Consider the following 15,063-nt stretch of genomic DNA (forward strand, 5'->3'; position numbering starts at 1 on the left):
AAATCGTCCAATCATCTGGTAAACTGTTGTAACACTACGAAATACGAAGAAACGAGGGGATTGTATGGATCTGACCGAGCTGGTGCGCCAGGCCCAGGCCGGCGATCAGGAAGCCATGGGACGTCTGTATGAGCAGACCAGCCAGCGGGTATATGCCCTGGCGCTGCGGCTGACCAACGATCCGGAACTGGCCATGGACGTGGTGCAGGAGACCTACCTCTCGGCCTTGCAGCACCTGGACGGCCTGCGGAATCCGGAGGCCTTTGTGAGCTGGATGTTCCAGATCGCAGCAAACCGATGTCACCGCCTGCATAAGCAGCAGGGCCGCTTTGTTCAGGCTTCCCCGGAGGAGGACGAGGACGGGGGATTTTTGGAAGCCATCCCCGACCCGGACGAGGGTATCCTGCCTGAATCTGTGGCCGACAACGTGGAGACCCGCCGTCTGGTGATGGAGCTGGTGGACCAGCTGCCTGAGGTCCAGCGGGAGTGCGTCATTCTGTACTACTTCTCCCACTGCTCGGTGGAGCAGATCGCGGAGATCCAGGGGTGCGCCCCGGGGACGGTGAAAAGCCGTCTCAACTACGCCCGAAAGAAACTGAAGGAGGACGTGCTGGCACTGGAGGAGCGGGACGGCATCCGGCTGCACACCTTGGTTCCCATTGGACTTCTCTTCCCCTGCCTTGCCGGGGAACTGCCCGACCCCGCTGTCTTTTCCCATACTTGGCAGGCGGTCACCGCCGGGCTGGGGACCGCTGGGGCGGCAGGCGCTACCGCCGCCGCGGCAGCCGGGACTCAGACCGCCGGAGGCACAACGGCGGCCGCCTCGGCAGCGGGCGGGAAGGCTGCGGCGGGGGCCGCTGTCAAGTCGGCTGCGTCCGGGGCCTTCAAGCTCAAACTGGTTGCCGGGCTGGCGGCGGGCGGCCTACTAGTGGGCGGCGTAGGACTGGCCCTCCATGAGCCCACCCTCTCCTTCAGCGACCCCGCCTTTGAGCAGAATATCCGCACAATCATCGATAAACCCCAGGGCCCCATCCACCCCAGCGATGTGGAGCTGATCGATATGCTTTCCATTGAGGAAGACGGCACATTATCGACGGAGATCTGGATGGACCACGGGGAGACTTCCCAGATGTTAAAGGGAAACGTACCTGTCAACAGCCTGGAGGATGCTGCCCTGCTGCCCCATCTGACGGATATCCATTATGACGTGAGAGATTCCGGCGCGCTGCTCCAGACCATCCGGGATGACGATCTGCACTCCCTCCTCATGCCGCTTACAAGGGACGAGGGTCAGGCAATCAATGACCTTGGCTTTTTGGAAAACCTGGGGGAGCTGAAGGCACTCATGATTTCCGTGGCTGAGGAAGCAGATCTGACGCCGCTGGAAGAGGCCTCGTCTTTGGTGGAATTGTATGTAGGCCTATCCGGGTCCTCTCTGGATCTCTCCCAGCTGACACAACTTGGTTTCTTAGAGGTAACTGCCGAGCCTGACACCTGCACCCAGCTGACCGCGTCAGAAATGCTGCCCAACCTTGTAATACTGGATCTGAAGGGACTGTACGCATGGGGTACTTCTCTCGATGTGGTCGCGTATATGCCGTCCCTGGAGTATGTTGGGTTGGACGGCGGATATGATATGGACCTGACTCCCCTCTCTCAATTAGAGAAACTTCGGGCAGTTCATTTGTACTCCTATACATACCCGGTGGATCTGACCCCGCTGCTGGATTGCCCCAGTCTGGAAGTATGCAGCGCGTACAATGCCGCGGAAGGAAACGTGATCCCGCCCCAGCTGCCGGTGGAGTGGGGCAGCTATGACCGCAGCTGGGAGGTTTATTATGAATTGATGAATCAGGTGCGGAAAAGCTGGACCGGACACAACTGGATGGGATAAGGTTTCGCCCTCCCCCCTAAAAATTTTTTCTCCCCATTTAAAACCGGGGGAAGGGGCGCGGTATCTTACTGACGTAACCAATATGAGCTGGATCGTGTACCGGACCATTCAAAGGGGATCACAAAGTGCTGAAACGGCTTTTGTGTCCGCTGCCGGCCAGCTGCACCAACAAAAAAGAAACCTAACGAAATACGAAGAAACGAGGGGATTGTATGGATCTGACCAAGCTGGTGCGTCAAGCCCAGGCCGGTGATCAGGAGGCCATGGGACAGCTGTATGAACAGACCAGCCAGCGGGTGTATGCCCTGGCTCTGCGGCTAACCAATGATCCGGAGCTGGCCATGGACGTGGTGCAGGAGACCTATCTCTCCGCCCTGCAGCACCTGGACAGCCTGCGGAATCCGGAGGCCTTTATAAGCTGGATATTTCAGATCGCCGCAAACCGCTGCCACCGCCTGCATAAGCAGCAGGGCCGGTTTGTTCAGGCTTCCAAGGAAGAGGACGAGGACGGGGGATTTTTGGAAGCCATCCCCGACCCGGATGAGGGTATCCTGCCTGAATCTGTGGCCGACAACGTGGAGACCCGCCGTCTGGTAATGCGTCTGGTGGAGCGGCTCCCCGAGGTCCAGCGGGAGTGCGTCATTCTGTACTACTTCTCCCACTGCTCGGTGGAGCAGATCGCGGAGATCCAGGAGTGCGCCCCGGGGACGGTGAAAAGCCGTCTCAACTACGCCCGAAAAAAGCTGAGAGAGGACGTGCTGGCGTTGGAGGAGCGGGACGGTATCCGGCTCCATACCATGATCCCTGTGGGCGTTCTGTTCCAGTGCCTTACCAGCGAACTGCCCGACTCCGCCGTCTTTTCCCGGGTCTGGGAGAATATCAGCGCGGGATTGGGGAAGGCTGGCGCCGCAGGAACCTCTGCTGCCGCGTCAGCGGGGACCCAGGCCACCGGAAATACAGCGACAGCCGCTTCGGCGGCGGGCAGGAAGGCCGCGGTGGGAACCGCTGTCAAAGCGGCCGCATCGGGGGCCTTCAAGCTCAAGCTGGCTGCCGGTGTGGCAGCGGGTGTGCTGCTGGTCGGCGGAGGAGTAACTGTGGGTGGCTTGTTGATTGGCGGTACAGACAGGACCCAGCAGGAACCCAACCCTACCTTCAGCACGGTTCCGCAAAATACCCCGGAAACGACTCCTCAGAATACCCCGGAAGCTGACCTTGACCGGCAGGCTGCTGAAGGCGTGTTGGATACCATGCCCTATTACGGCGATATCAGCAAGTGCCAGATGACAGCGGAGCAGGCTTTGCTGCTGGCAGATCTGATCGCCCGGGGAATCGAGGATGGTATCACGCCGTTCAGCGGCTATAGTCAGCCAGTGGATCAGGTCGTGTTCTGGGACGAACCTTATACGGTGCAGGGATATGATGGGCCATATGAGACCGACCGCTCCCTCATGATGCTTGGCGACTTCGCTGGAGATGGTATGCCCTATCTCTATTGCTTCAGCAGTCTGGTGGATAGTTCCTTTGAGATCTATGGATGGAACGAACGCGGCCAGCCCATACGGATCATCGGTGACGAAGCTTACCACGGCCGAGAGAGCAGCGATCTCTTCGAAACAGACGAGGGAACGGTGCAGATGGACCGGAGCGGAGCCTCCGGCGCTGCCCGTCACGGCGGCAGTGTGTTCACCTTCCGCCAAGGCGGGGTGGAGGAGAGCGAGACCTGGCTGGAGGAATACGACGACGAGAAGCAAATGATGCGGGTCGTGGAAAACGGCGTGGAGACTTACTACACAGACGAAGAATGGGAACAGCTGCTTTCAGAAGCATCTGTTCCAAAGGAGAAGCCTCCCCGTACGCTTCCGTACCGCCCCTTTGATGAGGTGGAAGCCGACGCCTGCTCTCCTCGGGAGATGGTCAATTTTCTAAACCGGTATGCCGCGGCTCTCAACGGTGGTGACACCTCTCAGAATATACAGGTCAAAGAACCCAACAACGAGGCGCGCATGGCAAAGGATATGTATAATATCATGCGTGAGATAGAGTTGACGGGTACGATCTCCGGCATACCAGAGTCTTCCGAACTCTGGGGCCTTACGCTGGATGACGCCAGACTGCTGGACATGAATGGCGACGGCATCAAGGAACTGATCCTGGTCTCCAACAACGATACATCGTATGTCAATGCCTTCCTGGTCCAGTGGTCTGGCGGGAAAACCATCGTCAAATGGAGTGGACTAGGCTTGGATGCCGAAGTAACTCTGGTGCGGGAAAAGAGCAGCGGAGACTATGCGGTACTGCTGCTTGAGTATCAGGGACCGCAAACTCATACCTATACCTTTACTGACCGGACAGATACCTTTTCCCTGGGCATCGATCCGGGAGGGGAGACCAATCAGGAAGAATGTGACCGACTTTATGCCATCTATGATGCCAACTGCGCCCGCTACGAGGTGATTGAACCGCTCGGGAGTGTTTCCAATCCGGGTAATCCCAACAGCGTGGAGGAATGTAAGCGTGAATTGCTGTCCATGATGCAGGGTGCGGCAAAATAAAACTGGCGTAAAAAAGATCGCTTCCGGTGCTTCCTCGGCGCACAATGGAGTTCTGCCCAAAGTGCCACCAGATCCAGTCCCGATATCATATGTTCCGCTGGACAGATCGTCACTTCTGTACCGGGCCATAATCGCTTCAAAAGGGCCTGCTGCAAAAATGCAGCAGGCCCTTTTTGCACTCAGCTCTGGCAGGGCTGCTGCCGGCCGGCGTGGTCAATGGTGTAGTCGGTACCGCAGTCCCCCGGCAGGATGATCTGGGAAATGGGCACAAAGGTATACCCCTCCTGAAGCAGGCACTGGATGATTCCCGGCAGGGCCTCCGGCGTGTGGATGGCGGCGTTGTGGAAGAGCACGATGGAGCCGGGGCACACCCGGCTCACGACCCGCTGGGTGATCTCATTCGCCGGGATCTCCTTCCAGTCCAGGCTGTCCACATCCCACTGGATGGGCTCCATACCCATGGAGCGGATGGCGGCAATCACATGGTTGTCATACTCCCCGTAGGGGCAGCGGATCAGGGTGGGCCGCACGCCGGTGATGGCCTCGATCTTGTCGTTGCAGGCCGACACGTCTGCAATGATCTCCTCGGTGGACAGGCTGTTGTAGTGGGCGTGGGTGTTGGAGTGGTTCATGATCTCATGGCCGGCCTCGTGGAGTGCCTTCACCGACTCCGGGTATTTGTCCACCCAGTCCCCCACCACAAAAAAGGTGGCCTTGATCTGGTACTGGCCCAGAATGTCAATGAGCTGCTGAGTATCCTCATTTCCCCAGGCCGCGTCAAAGGAGATGGCCACCATCTTCTGGTCCCGCTGGACGCAGTAGATGGGCAGCTGCCGTTTGGCAGCCGCCGCGCTTACCACCTCCGGATAATTGACGATGTAGAACATGGCGGCGGCCGCCAACACACAGGCCAGCACCGCCAGCAGCTTTCGCCGCAGCAGAATGATCTTCATCCCTATACCTCCTACCATTTGATTGGTACAGACTATGACAAGATCTTCCGGTTCAGAAGAGGCAATCGCCGCCCTCTCCCCGGCCCCCGCAAACGCCTGAGGCTCCCTTTTCCGCGAAAACCGGGGCCAAGGCGCTTTTTAAAATCTGTTGGAGATACTGGATAATTACCAGAATGACCAACCTCTTCCTTTTGTGGAAGTTTACTGATATGCCGCTACAAAATATTCCCTGTCTTTTTGTGCAATTTGGAACCAAATTTCTGTATTTAGAATATACGCCAAAGAAAATCCTCCCTTTTCATTTGGTCCCATTTCTATATTTAAAATCCGGCTTGCGGTATCCATATTATTGAATTATATGGAATCTTTTCTCACTTGAAATCAAATTCTGGAGAGTGTACCATGCAATTAGAAAACCAGATATAAATCCAGTTTTCCATATATAGAATTTTATGAAGGAGGTTGCTGTATGCATTGGGGCAAGGAACTGCATGAAATGATGCGGATGTACAGCTCCATGAAAGCGCTGCAGCTGCTGGTGGCACTGGCTGAAAGCGAGGAAGAAGTTCCTCTGGCCAAGCTGTCCGCCATGACCGGCATCCCCCCCAGCTCCACCCACCGCATTCTTCAGGAGATGCAGCACTGCGGCTTTGTGATAAAGGATGACGCCCGGAAATGTTACCGTGTGGGCTTTGAGGCCCGCCTGCTGGCCCTCCAGCTGCAAAAGACCAATTTCCTCTATGAGGCAGCCAAGGCAGAGATGACCTATCTGAACGATTTGAGCCTGGAGACCATCCACCTCATCGGCGAGGAGGACCGGGAGGCCGTCTACCTGGCCAAGCTGGGCGCAAAGAACTCGGTGGGCCTCCACTCCGCTGTGGGCAAGCGCATCCCCCTCCACTGCACCAGCGGCGGCAAGGCCCTGCTGGCCTGGAAGTCGGAGAGCTGGCTGAAAAACTACCTGGAGCACACCGAACTGACCCGGTATACCGCTCAGACGCTGGCCGATCCGGAGAGCCTCCTGCGGGAGCTGGAGGTCATCCGTATCCAGGGCTATGCGCTGGACAACCACGAACACCACACTGACGTGGTCTGCATTGCCGCGCCCATTTTCGATGTGGACAACCAGGCGCTGGCCGCCATCAGCATCGCCGCGCCAGACTACCGCTTCTCGCTGGAGAAGGCCCTCTCCTACGGCAGGGAACTGCTCCAGTGCGCGGCTCGCATCACCGAAAAGCTGGGCTGCAACTATCCCATCCAGCTTTCCAAATCATCCTGATACAAGGAGGCACCTTCCATGGAAGAGACCCTGGATCTCACTTATAAGGATCCCAAGTATCCCAGCTCCAAGGTGGTAAACGGCCTGAGCATGGCAGGCCCCCGGGCCCATCTGCGGGGTATGGGTCTGGACAACGAGGACCTGTCCAAGCCCTTCATCGGCGTCATCAACACCTACAACGAGATGCACCCCGGCCACGTTCATCTGGACCGGCTGGGCAAGCTGGTGCGGGACGGTGTTCTGGAGGCGGGGGGCATTCCCTTCGAGGTCAGCACCATCTCCATCTGCGACGGCTTCTCCCAGGGCCATGTGGGTATGTGCAGCGTGCTGCCCAGCCGGGAGATCATCGCCGACTCCATCGACGTGTACGCCGCCGGCCACCAGCTGGACGGCCTGGTACTCATCGGCGGCTGTGACAAGATCGTGCCCGCCATGCTGATGGCGGCCCTGCGGGTCAACCTGCCCACGGTCATCGTCACCGGCGGCCCCATGATGCCCGCCGTCTATAAGGGACGCACCTATGCCACCTATGAGCTTAAGGAGATGGCCGGTAAGCTCACCCGGGGAGAGCTCTCCCGCCAGGAATATGAGTACATGGAGGGGCTTATGTCCCCCACCCCCGGCTCCTGCGCCATGATGGGCACGGCCAACACCATGTCGGTGGTGGCGGAGGCTCTGGGCCTCACCCTTCCGGGCAGCGCCTGCGCCCACGCCGTCAGCGGCAAAAAGAACCGGGTGGCCAAACTCAGCGGCAAGGCCATCGTACGTCTGGTGGAGGAGAATATCCGCCCCCGGGACATCGTGACCCAGAAGATGCTGGAGCTGGCCGTGCGGGTGGGGCTGAGCGTGGGCGGTTCCACCAACATGACCTTACATATGCCCGCCATCGCCCATGAGGCAGGCCTGTCCATGACCTTGGAGGACATGGGCCGCCTGTCCGCCGACACCCCCTACCTGGCCAAGATCAAGCCCTCCGGCACCCACACCATGCTGGATCTGGATCAGGCCGGCGGCGTGGGCGCGGTGATGCGGGAGCTGGACGGACTCATCGATCTGGACCAGATGACGGTCAACGGCCGCACCCACCGCCAGAACGTGGCGAATCTGGTGGAGCACAACCCGGAGGTCATCCATTCCGTGGAGCAGGCCTACAGCGACCACGGCTCCATCACCGTCCTCAAGGGCAACCTGGCCCCCGACGGCGCTGTGATCAAGCAGTCCGCCGTGGCGCCCCAGATGCGCAGGCACAGCGGCCCGGCCCACTGCTTCGAGTGTGAGGAGGACGCCGTCAAGGCCATTTACGGCGGCAGCATCCGGCACGGCGAGGTCATCGTCATCCGCAACGAGGGTCCCCAGGGCGGCCCGGGTATGCGGGAAATGCTCACCGCCACCGCCGCGCTGGTGGGCATGGGCTTTGCTGAATCGGTGGCCCTGGTCACCGACGGACGCTTCTCCGGCGCCACCCGCGGTCCCTGCATCGGCCACGTCTCTCCCGAGACCTCCCGCCGGGGCCCCATCGCGGCGGTACGGGACGGCGATATCATTGAGATCGACATCGACGCCGGTACCCTCTCCGTTCGTCTCAGCGACGACGAGCTGACCGCCCGTCTGGCCGTCCTTCCCCCCCACCAGCCCAAGGTCACGGAAGGGTATCTGTCCCGCTATGCCAAGCACGTGGAGCCTGCCGCCAAAGGCGCCATTCTGGACTAACAACCGGGCTCTCACCCGTATCAAGGAAAGGAGGCGTCTCCGTGTCACACTCACCCAGCCTGCGGGGCATCTCGGCCCCACAGCTCACCCCATTTCACACGGACGGCAGCGTCAATTACGAGGAATACACCAAACTCACCCAATTCATTACCAAGGCCGGTATCGGGGGCGTGTTCGTTTGCGGCACCTCGGGAGAATTCATCAACCTGACCCTGGAGGAGCGGAAGAAGCTGCTCACCGCGGCCATCAAAGGGGCCCCTGACGATACCTTTATCCTCTTCAACACCACCGCCATGGACAAGGCCGATATGGCCGACCTGTTTGCCTGGGCCAAAAGCGAGGGAGCCCACGCCGCCTCTGTCACCGCCCCCTACTACCACCCCTACGATGAGGCGGCCCTGGTCTCCTACTTCCAGGAGACCGCCAGGCTGTCCGGTTCCCTGCCTCTCTATCTCTACAACATCCCCGGCATGACCCACAACCCCATCACCCCCCGGGTGTTGCAGCAGGTGTGCGACACCTGCCCCAATGTGGCAGGCCTGAAGGACAGCAGCATGGACTTTATCACCTTCCAGGAATTTCAGTGTCTGGATCTGCCCCAGGGCTTTGAGCTGATCACCGGCAACGACGCCCAGGTGCTGCCCGTCCTGCAGTCGGGCGGCGACGGCGGTATCGTGGCCATGGCCGCGGTATTCCCCGCCCTGTGCCAGCAGCTCTGGGATCACTATCAGGCCGGCCGTCTGGAGCAAGCCCGCCAGGTCCAGAAACAGCTGCTCCAGCTCCGGGGACTGGTCCGCAAGATTATGCCCATCATGTCCCACAAGAAGATGCTGGAGATGCAGGGCTTCCACATGGGTCCTCCCCGCTTCCCCTTCCGCTCCCTCACTCCTGAGGAGGAGGCTGTGGTGGAAAACGGCGTGCGGTCCATTCTGGGCGACTGCCTATGACCCGCTTCGGCTTTCGCTGGTACGGTCCATCGGATACCATCACCCTGGACCACATCCGGGCCATCCCGCCGGTGACCGAGGTGGTGACCTCCCTCTACCACATCCCCGCCGGGGCGCTGTGGCCGGAGGAGGAATTGGCGGAGCTGACCCGCCAGATTAAGGCGGCCGGCCTGCGCTTCACGGTGGTGGAAGGTCTGCCGGTCCACGAGGATATCAAGCTGGGCCTGCCCGGCCGGGACAAGTACATCGACCAGTTTGCCGAAAATCTGGCCCGGCTTGCCCGGTGCGGAGTACGCACCGTCTGCTACAACTTCATGCCCCTGTTCGGCTGGATCCGCACCGATCTGGCTTTCCCCCTGCCGGACGGCTCCACCACCCTGGCCTTCCGCCGGGAAGCGCTGGATGCCATGGACCCGGCCACCCAACCGCTGAAGCTGCCCGGCTGGAACTTCTCCACCCAGTCCCGCCAACTCCGGGACCTGCTGGAGCGCTACCGCCAGCTGGGGCGGGAGGGGATGTGGCGAAACCTGCGCTACTTCCTCCAGGCCGTGGTGCCTGAGGCCCAGCGGCTGGATATTCGGCTGGCCATCCACCCCGACGACCCGCCGCTGCCGGTGTTTGGCCTGCCCCGTATCGTCTCCACCCTGGAGGACCTGCTGGAGATCTGCCGTATCGTGGATCTGCCCGCCAACGGCGTGACCCTGTGTACAGGTTCCCTGGGCAGCAGTCCCCAAAACGACATGTGCGCCATCGCTCAGGCACTATGCAGCCAGAGACGGGTCCCCTTCGTCCACGCCCGCAACGTGGCCCTGGACGGGCCTCAATCCTTCCATGAGAGCGGCCACATCAGCGCCTCCGGCCGCATCGACATGGCCGCCCTCTTCCGCATCCTCCGGGAAACCGGGTTCGACGGCGTTATCCGCCCGGACCATGGCCGGATGGTATGGGGGGAGCAGGGCCGCCCCGGCTACGGTCTGTACGACCGGGCCATGGGGGTATGCTACCTGAACGGATTGTGGGAGGCCACCTGCAACCTTTTGTAATCCTGCCGCGGATGCGGCAAAATAATATTCTAAATGACACAGAAAAGAGGATGAACAACATGAAACAAAGGAAAATCGCTGCATTGGCGCTCTCTCTTGCTCTTGCGCTCCCTCTGGCCGCCTGTGGACAGTCCGGCGGCGGCGCCCAGAACACCGGCTCCGGCGGACAGTCCGGCGGAGCCGCTGACAACTACCCCAACAGCACCATCACCATTGTCTGCCCCTGGGATGCCGGCGGCACCTCCGACGGTCTGTGCCGCATCGTCTCTGAGATCGGCGCCGGCAGCGATTACTTCGGCGTGAACATGGTGGTGCAGAACAGCGGCGGCGCCGGCGGCACCGTGGCCACCACCGAGTTCAAGAACGCCGCCGGTGACGGCTACACCCTGTGCCAGGAGGCCATCGGCGTGTTCACCCTGCAGCCCTACGTCCGCGATGTGGACTACACCATCGACGACTTTATCCCCGTGGCCGCCCTGTCCAACGAACCCATCATCATGATCGCCGGCAAGAACTCCGGCATCACCAGCATCGAGGACCTGCTGGCCAAGGATGCCGTCACCTACGGCTTCTCCGGCAGCGGCAGCCTGATGGAGCTCTCTCAGAAGCAGTTCTTCAGCATGACCGATGTGGATGCCACCGGCATCTCCTATGACGGCAGTTCTCCCACCATCGCGGCCCTGCTGGGCGGCCACATTGACGTGTGCGTGGGCCACCCCGGCGAGGTCATGCAGTATGTGGAGTCCGGCGATGCTGTGGCTCTGGGTATCTTCAACGACGAGCGGGATCCCCGCGACAACCTGAAGGACATTCCCACCTTCAAGGAGATGGGCTATGACGTGACCATGAGCGTGTGGAAGTTCCTCATGGTGCCCGCCAATACCCCCGACGAGATCGTGACCGAGATCACCGAGACCCTCAATGCCATCACCGCCACCGATGAGTACAAGGAATTCTGCGACGCCAACCAGCTGCTGCCCCTGACCATGACCACCGACGAGATGGTCCAGCGGATCAAGGACGAAGCCGCCGTCAACCAGACTCTGCTGACCGGTGAATCCTGATTCCCCCTTGTTCCCCCCTCTTTTATGGGGAGCGGGCCTGACCCGCTCCCCATGAAAGGAATCCAGCAAAAGGAGAACTTCTATGAGCCAATACAAGAAAGATCTAATCGCTTCCTTTGTTTTTCTGATTTTTGGCGCGTTTGTGCTGATCTCCGTCCCACTGACCATTGATGATCCCGGCGTATCCATTATGGGTCCCCGAGTATTCCCCTATTTCATCGGAACCTGCATGGTGCTCCTCAGTCTGGCCCTGCTGGCTATCACCCTGGTCAAACACCGCAAGGCTGCGGGAAGCGATACCAAAACCACCTATACCACCGATGAGGAGCGTAAAACCGCTCTTCGGGATGAGCTTCGTGCCATTGCTCTGGCAGCCATCATTCTGATTTATTCCGCCGTATTTGAGTTTCTGGGCTATTTCCCCTCCACCCTCCTGGCCTCCACGGCCATTCTGCTGCTGTTCCGGGTCAAAAAGATCTGGGTTTACCCCATCGTCTATGTGGTGACCGTGGCCATTTGGGCCGGATTTACCTTCCTGCTGTCCGTCCGGCTGCCATAAAGGAGGTATGATTCTGTGTATTTGGAAGTTTTAAGCAGTCTGTTTACCCTGGAGAACCTGCTGTGGATCAACGTGGGTCTGGCAGGCGGCATCGTGGTGGGTGCGCTGCCCGGCCTGACCGGCACCATGGCCATGGCCCTGCTGCTCCCCCTGACCTACGGCCTGGCCTCCATCCCCGGCGTCATGCTGCTGCTGGGCGTGTACTGCGGCAGCATTTACGGCGGCTCCATTACCGCCATCCTCATCAACACCCCCGGTACCCCCGCGTCGGCGGCTACCTCGCTGGACGGCTATCCCATGGCTCAGAAGGGCCACGGCCTGAAGGCCCTTCATGATGCATTGGCGGCCTCTACGGTAGGTGGCCTATTCAGTTGCGCGGTCCTTATTTTCGCAGCGCCCCCCATCGCCAGCTTTGCCCTGCGCTTTGGTCCCTCCGAATATTTTGCCCTGGCTCTTTTTGGCCTGACCATTATTGCCAGCGTAGGCGGCAAATCTCAGATCAAGGGCCTGCTGATGGGCTTTGTGGGCCTGCTGATCTCCTGCATCGGCATCGATCCCATGGATGGCGTCAGCCGCTTTACCTTCGGCATCAACCGGATGGCAGGCGGAATCGATACCATCCCCGTGCTCATCGGCCTGTTCGCCATCACCGAGCTGATGGCCAAGGCCCGTGACATGAACAAGGATACCGGCAAAGCAGTTAAGGTCGAAAAAGAAAAGGTCTCCTTCCTGGACGTCCTTAAATATAAAATGGTACTGCTCAAGTCCAGCATTCTGGGCGTATTCATCGGAGCTGTACCCGGCACCGGCGCCGCTATCTCCTCCTTCCTGGCCTACAACGAGGCCAAGCGCACCTCCAAGCACCCCGAGGAGTACGGCCACGGCTCCGAGGAGGCCGTGGTGGCCTCCGAATCGGCCAACAACGCCGTCACCGGCGCTACCCTCATCCCCCTGCTTACCCTGGGCATCCCCGGCGACACCAACACCGCCGTTCTGCTGGGCGCACTGACCATGCAGGGCATCGCCGCCGGTCCCCAGCTCTTCACTCAGCACAGCGAATGGGTCTACACCATTATGCTGGGCCTTATCATTGTGAACATCTTCATGTACCTCCAGGGCCGGGCCTTCATCCGGGGCTTTGTCAACATCACCCGGGTCCCCACCAGCACCCTGGTACCTATTCTCGTGATCCTGTGTGTCATCGGCGCCTTTGCCATCGACTACTCCGCCTTCAACGCCATCTTCATGGTGGGCGTGGGTATCTTCGGGTACTTTATGACCAAGCTGGATATGCCCATGACCCCCATGGTCATCGGCCTGGTGCTGGGCAAGCTGTGCGAGTCCAACCTGCGCCGCGCTCTCATCGTGTCCAAGGGCAACTGGGGCACCTTCTTCACCTCCCCCATCAGCTGCTTCTTCATTCTGCTGTCCGTATTCATGCTGCTGTTCCCCTACGTTAAGAAAAAGCTGGCTGCCCGCAAGGCGGCGCAATAAGGAGGTCATCTCGTGCGCAGTGGAACCCTCATCCAGCTCTGTGCGGGAAGATACTACCAGGGAAGCGGCGTCCTCTCTCATCTGGGGGAGGACGCTGCTTTGCTTGGCACCCGTGTATTGATTCTGGCTGACCCACAGGTGTGGCCCAAGGTGGAACAGGCGGTCACTGACCGTCTGGCCCAGCATGGTATCGTCTGGCAGGTCCATCTCTTTTCCGGCATCTGCTGTCCCACCAATTTCCGGGCCGCGGCAGAAGTGGGTCGGGCTTTTTGCGCGGACGCCGTCATCGGCGTGGGCGGCGGCCGGGCCCTGGACGCCGCCAAGATCACTGCCGACCTGATGGAGGCGCGGACCATCACTGTACCCACCTCGGCGGCCACCTGCGCCGCCTCCGCCTGGCTGGCGGTGGAGTACACCGAACAGGGGGCCTTTGCAGGCAACTACTGGCCCCGCCATCCTCCCTTTGCCGTGGTGGCCGACCTGGACATTCTGGTCCGGGAGTGCCCGCCCAGATACAACATCATCGGCTTTGTAGACGCCATGGCCAAGTACCCCGAGATCAGCTATAACATCCTCCACTTCGATCAGTGGGAGCAGAACGCCTTCTCCCGCAGCGCCCGTCTGCTGGCCCACAGCACCTATGACCTGCTGCTTTCCTCCGGTGGGGCGGTATATGAAGCCCTGAAGCAGGGCCGGGTGGACCCCGTGACGGAGGACTGCATCTGCGCCGCCCTCCAGCTCACGGGACTGATCTCCGCCATGGCCTGCGGCGGTAAACAGGCGGCCATTAGCCACTGCCTGTACAGCTACTTCTGCGCCTGCCGCCCGGAGATCCGCTCCCGGTTCCTCCACGGGGAGCTGGTGGGGGCCAGTCTGGTCTACCAGCTGGCCGTCAACGGCGCCCCCCGGACGGAGCAGGAGGCGCTGGACCGGTTCCTGCGGCGGTTTGAACTGCCCGCCTGTCTGGAGGAGCTGGGGCTGGCCGATTCCCCGGGGGAACGGGACAGTATCTTTGCCTTCCTGGCGAAACATATGCCTGTCACCGAACCGCAGGAACTGGAGCGGCTGCAGGCCCAGGCCTCCCTGCTCTTCCACGGCCTGAAATAACGCAAACCCATCTGCATCAATAAGGAGATCTTCTATGAAGCTTGATTTTGAATACGGCCACGGCCTGATGAGCGCCAACCTGCCCGACAACACCGACGTGTTCATCCCCGGCACCACCGTGCCCGATCCTGAGTGTCTGCCCCAGGACTGGGACAGCCTGTACAACGCCACCCTGGAGTCCATCCGCAACCCCATGGGTATGCCCGCACTGAAGGAGCTGGCCGGCCCCGGCAAGACCGTGGTCTTTGTCATCCCCGACATCGTAAAGGGCGGCTGCCAGCCCACCTCCCACCGGAAGGTGTCCATCCGGGCCTGCCTGGATGAGCTGTACGCCGCCGGCGCGGAGAAGAAGGACATCCTGTTCATGTTCTCCAACGGTCTGCATCCCCGTGCCACCGTGTCCGAGATGAAGCAGATCCTGGGCGAGGAGCTGTTCAACGAGTTCTACTGGACCAACCAGA

The 15,063-nt window shown here is 60.3% G+C and carries 12 protein-coding genes; 11 read left to right on the plus strand and 1 reads right to left on the minus strand.

The genetic code is table 11. The annotated features are described in order from the left end of the window. Nucleotides 1-64: 64 nt before the first annotated feature. Nucleotides 65-1,894 carry a sigma-70 family RNA polymerase sigma factor gene (locus tag WHJ28_RS09035; protein WP_340041841.1) on the plus strand — a complete coding sequence of 610 codons (1,830 nt, stop codon included), beginning with the start codon at nt 65-67 and terminating at the stop codon, nt 1,892-1,894. 212 nt (nt 1,895-2,106) lie between these two features. Further along, nucleotides 2,107-4,446: an RNA polymerase sigma factor gene (locus WHJ28_RS09040; RefSeq protein ID WP_340041843.1), complete on the plus strand. Its 2,340-nt coding sequence runs from the start codon at nt 2,107-2,109 to the stop codon at nt 4,444-4,446. A gap of 179 nt (nt 4,447-4,625) precedes the next feature. On the opposite strand, the gene WHJ28_RS09045 is transcribed toward WHJ28_RS09040, so the two are convergent. After that, nucleotides 4,626-5,399, minus strand: coding sequence for a polysaccharide deacetylase family protein (locus tag WHJ28_RS09045; protein ID WP_340041845.1), 774 nt, complete (start codon nt 5,397-5,399; stop codon nt 4,626-4,628). 469 nt (nt 5,400-5,868) lie between these two features. On the opposite strand from WHJ28_RS09045, the gene WHJ28_RS09050 reads away from it, so the two are divergent. The 9 genes from WHJ28_RS09050 to WHJ28_RS09090 form a co-directional block, all read left to right on the plus strand. Further along, nucleotides 5,869-6,678 (plus strand): IclR family transcriptional regulator, encoded by an 810-nt coding sequence (locus WHJ28_RS09050; protein ID WP_340041847.1) that lies wholly within the window; start codon nt 5,869-5,871, stop codon nt 6,676-6,678. 18 nt (nt 6,679-6,696) lie between these two features. Continuing rightward, nucleotides 6,697-8,388 carry a dihydroxy-acid dehydratase gene (gene ilvD / locus WHJ28_RS09055; protein ID WP_340041849.1) on the plus strand — a complete coding sequence of 564 codons (1,692 nt, stop codon included), beginning with the start codon at nt 6,697-6,699 and terminating at the stop codon, nt 8,386-8,388. A gap of 41 nt (nt 8,389-8,429) precedes the next feature. Next, nucleotides 8,430-9,335 carry a dihydrodipicolinate synthase family protein gene (locus WHJ28_RS09060; protein ID WP_340041851.1) on the plus strand — a complete coding sequence of 302 codons (906 nt, stop codon included), beginning with the start codon at nt 8,430-8,432 and terminating at the stop codon, nt 9,333-9,335. Further along, a complete protein-coding gene (locus tag WHJ28_RS09065) occupies nt 9,332-10,378 on the plus strand; it encodes a mannonate dehydratase (protein WP_340041853.1) in 1,047 nt (348 codons plus the stop codon). The genes WHJ28_RS09060 and WHJ28_RS09065 overlap by 4 nt, the downstream gene beginning before the upstream one ends. A 59-nt stretch (nt 10,379-10,437) precedes the next feature. After that, nucleotides 10,438-11,442 carry a tripartite tricarboxylate transporter substrate binding protein gene (locus WHJ28_RS09070; protein ID WP_340041854.1) on the plus strand — a complete coding sequence of 335 codons (1,005 nt, stop codon included), beginning with the start codon at nt 10,438-10,440 and terminating at the stop codon, nt 11,440-11,442. 82 nt (nt 11,443-11,524) lie between these two features. Further along, the gene (locus tag WHJ28_RS09075) at nt 11,525-12,001 is read left to right on the plus strand and encodes a tripartite tricarboxylate transporter TctB family protein (RefSeq protein WP_340041856.1); all 477 of its coding nucleotides are present in this window, start codon (nt 11,525-11,527) and stop codon (nt 11,999-12,001) included. A gap of 15 nt (nt 12,002-12,016) precedes the next feature. Next, nucleotides 12,017-13,495, plus strand: a complete 1,479-nt coding sequence (locus WHJ28_RS09080) for a tripartite tricarboxylate transporter permease (RefSeq protein ID WP_340041858.1) — start codon at nt 12,017-12,019, stop codon at nt 13,493-13,495. A gap of 12 nt (nt 13,496-13,507) precedes the next feature. Then, nucleotides 13,508-14,602 (plus strand): iron-containing alcohol dehydrogenase, encoded by a 1,095-nt coding sequence (locus WHJ28_RS09085; protein ID WP_340041860.1) that lies wholly within the window; start codon nt 13,508-13,510, stop codon nt 14,600-14,602. Nucleotides 14,603-14,636: 34 nt separating this feature from the next. Next, nucleotides 14,637-15,063, plus strand: a 427-nt coding sequence (locus WHJ28_RS09090) for a lactate racemase domain-containing protein (protein WP_340041862.1), incomplete at its 3' end; no start/stop codon positions are given.

Source organism: Flavonifractor porci (assembly GCF_037572415.1).
GTDB classification, from domain to species: domain Bacteria; phylum Bacillota; class Clostridia; order Oscillospirales; family Oscillospiraceae; genus Flavonifractor; species Flavonifractor porci.

What these genes read in the sequence shown, in the direction of transcription:
- WHJ28_RS09035 (WP_340041841.1), top strand. Translation starts at nt 65, where the DNA reads ATGGATCTGACCGAGCTGGTGCGCCAGGCCCAGGCCGGCGATCAGGAA.
- WHJ28_RS09040 (WP_340041843.1), top strand. Translation starts at nt 2,107, where the DNA reads ATGGATCTGACCAAGCTGGTGCGTCAAGCCCAGGCCGGTGATCAGGAG.
- WHJ28_RS09045 (WP_340041845.1), bottom strand. Translation starts at nt 5,399, where the DNA reads ATGAAGATCATTCTGCTGCGGCGAAAGCTGCTGGCGGTGCTGGCCTGT.
- WHJ28_RS09050 (WP_340041847.1), top strand. Translation starts at nt 5,869, where the DNA reads ATGCATTGGGGCAAGGAACTGCATGAAATGATGCGGATGTACAGCTCC.
- ilvD (WP_340041849.1), top strand. Translation starts at nt 6,697, where the DNA reads ATGGAAGAGACCCTGGATCTCACTTATAAGGATCCCAAGTATCCCAGC.
- WHJ28_RS09065 (WP_340041853.1), top strand. Translation starts at nt 9,332, where the DNA reads ATGACCCGCTTCGGCTTTCGCTGGTACGGTCCATCGGATACCATCACC.
- WHJ28_RS09070 (WP_340041854.1), top strand. Translation starts at nt 10,438, where the DNA reads ATGAAACAAAGGAAAATCGCTGCATTGGCGCTCTCTCTTGCTCTTGCG.
- WHJ28_RS09075 (WP_340041856.1), top strand. Translation starts at nt 11,525, where the DNA reads ATGAGCCAATACAAGAAAGATCTAATCGCTTCCTTTGTTTTTCTGATT.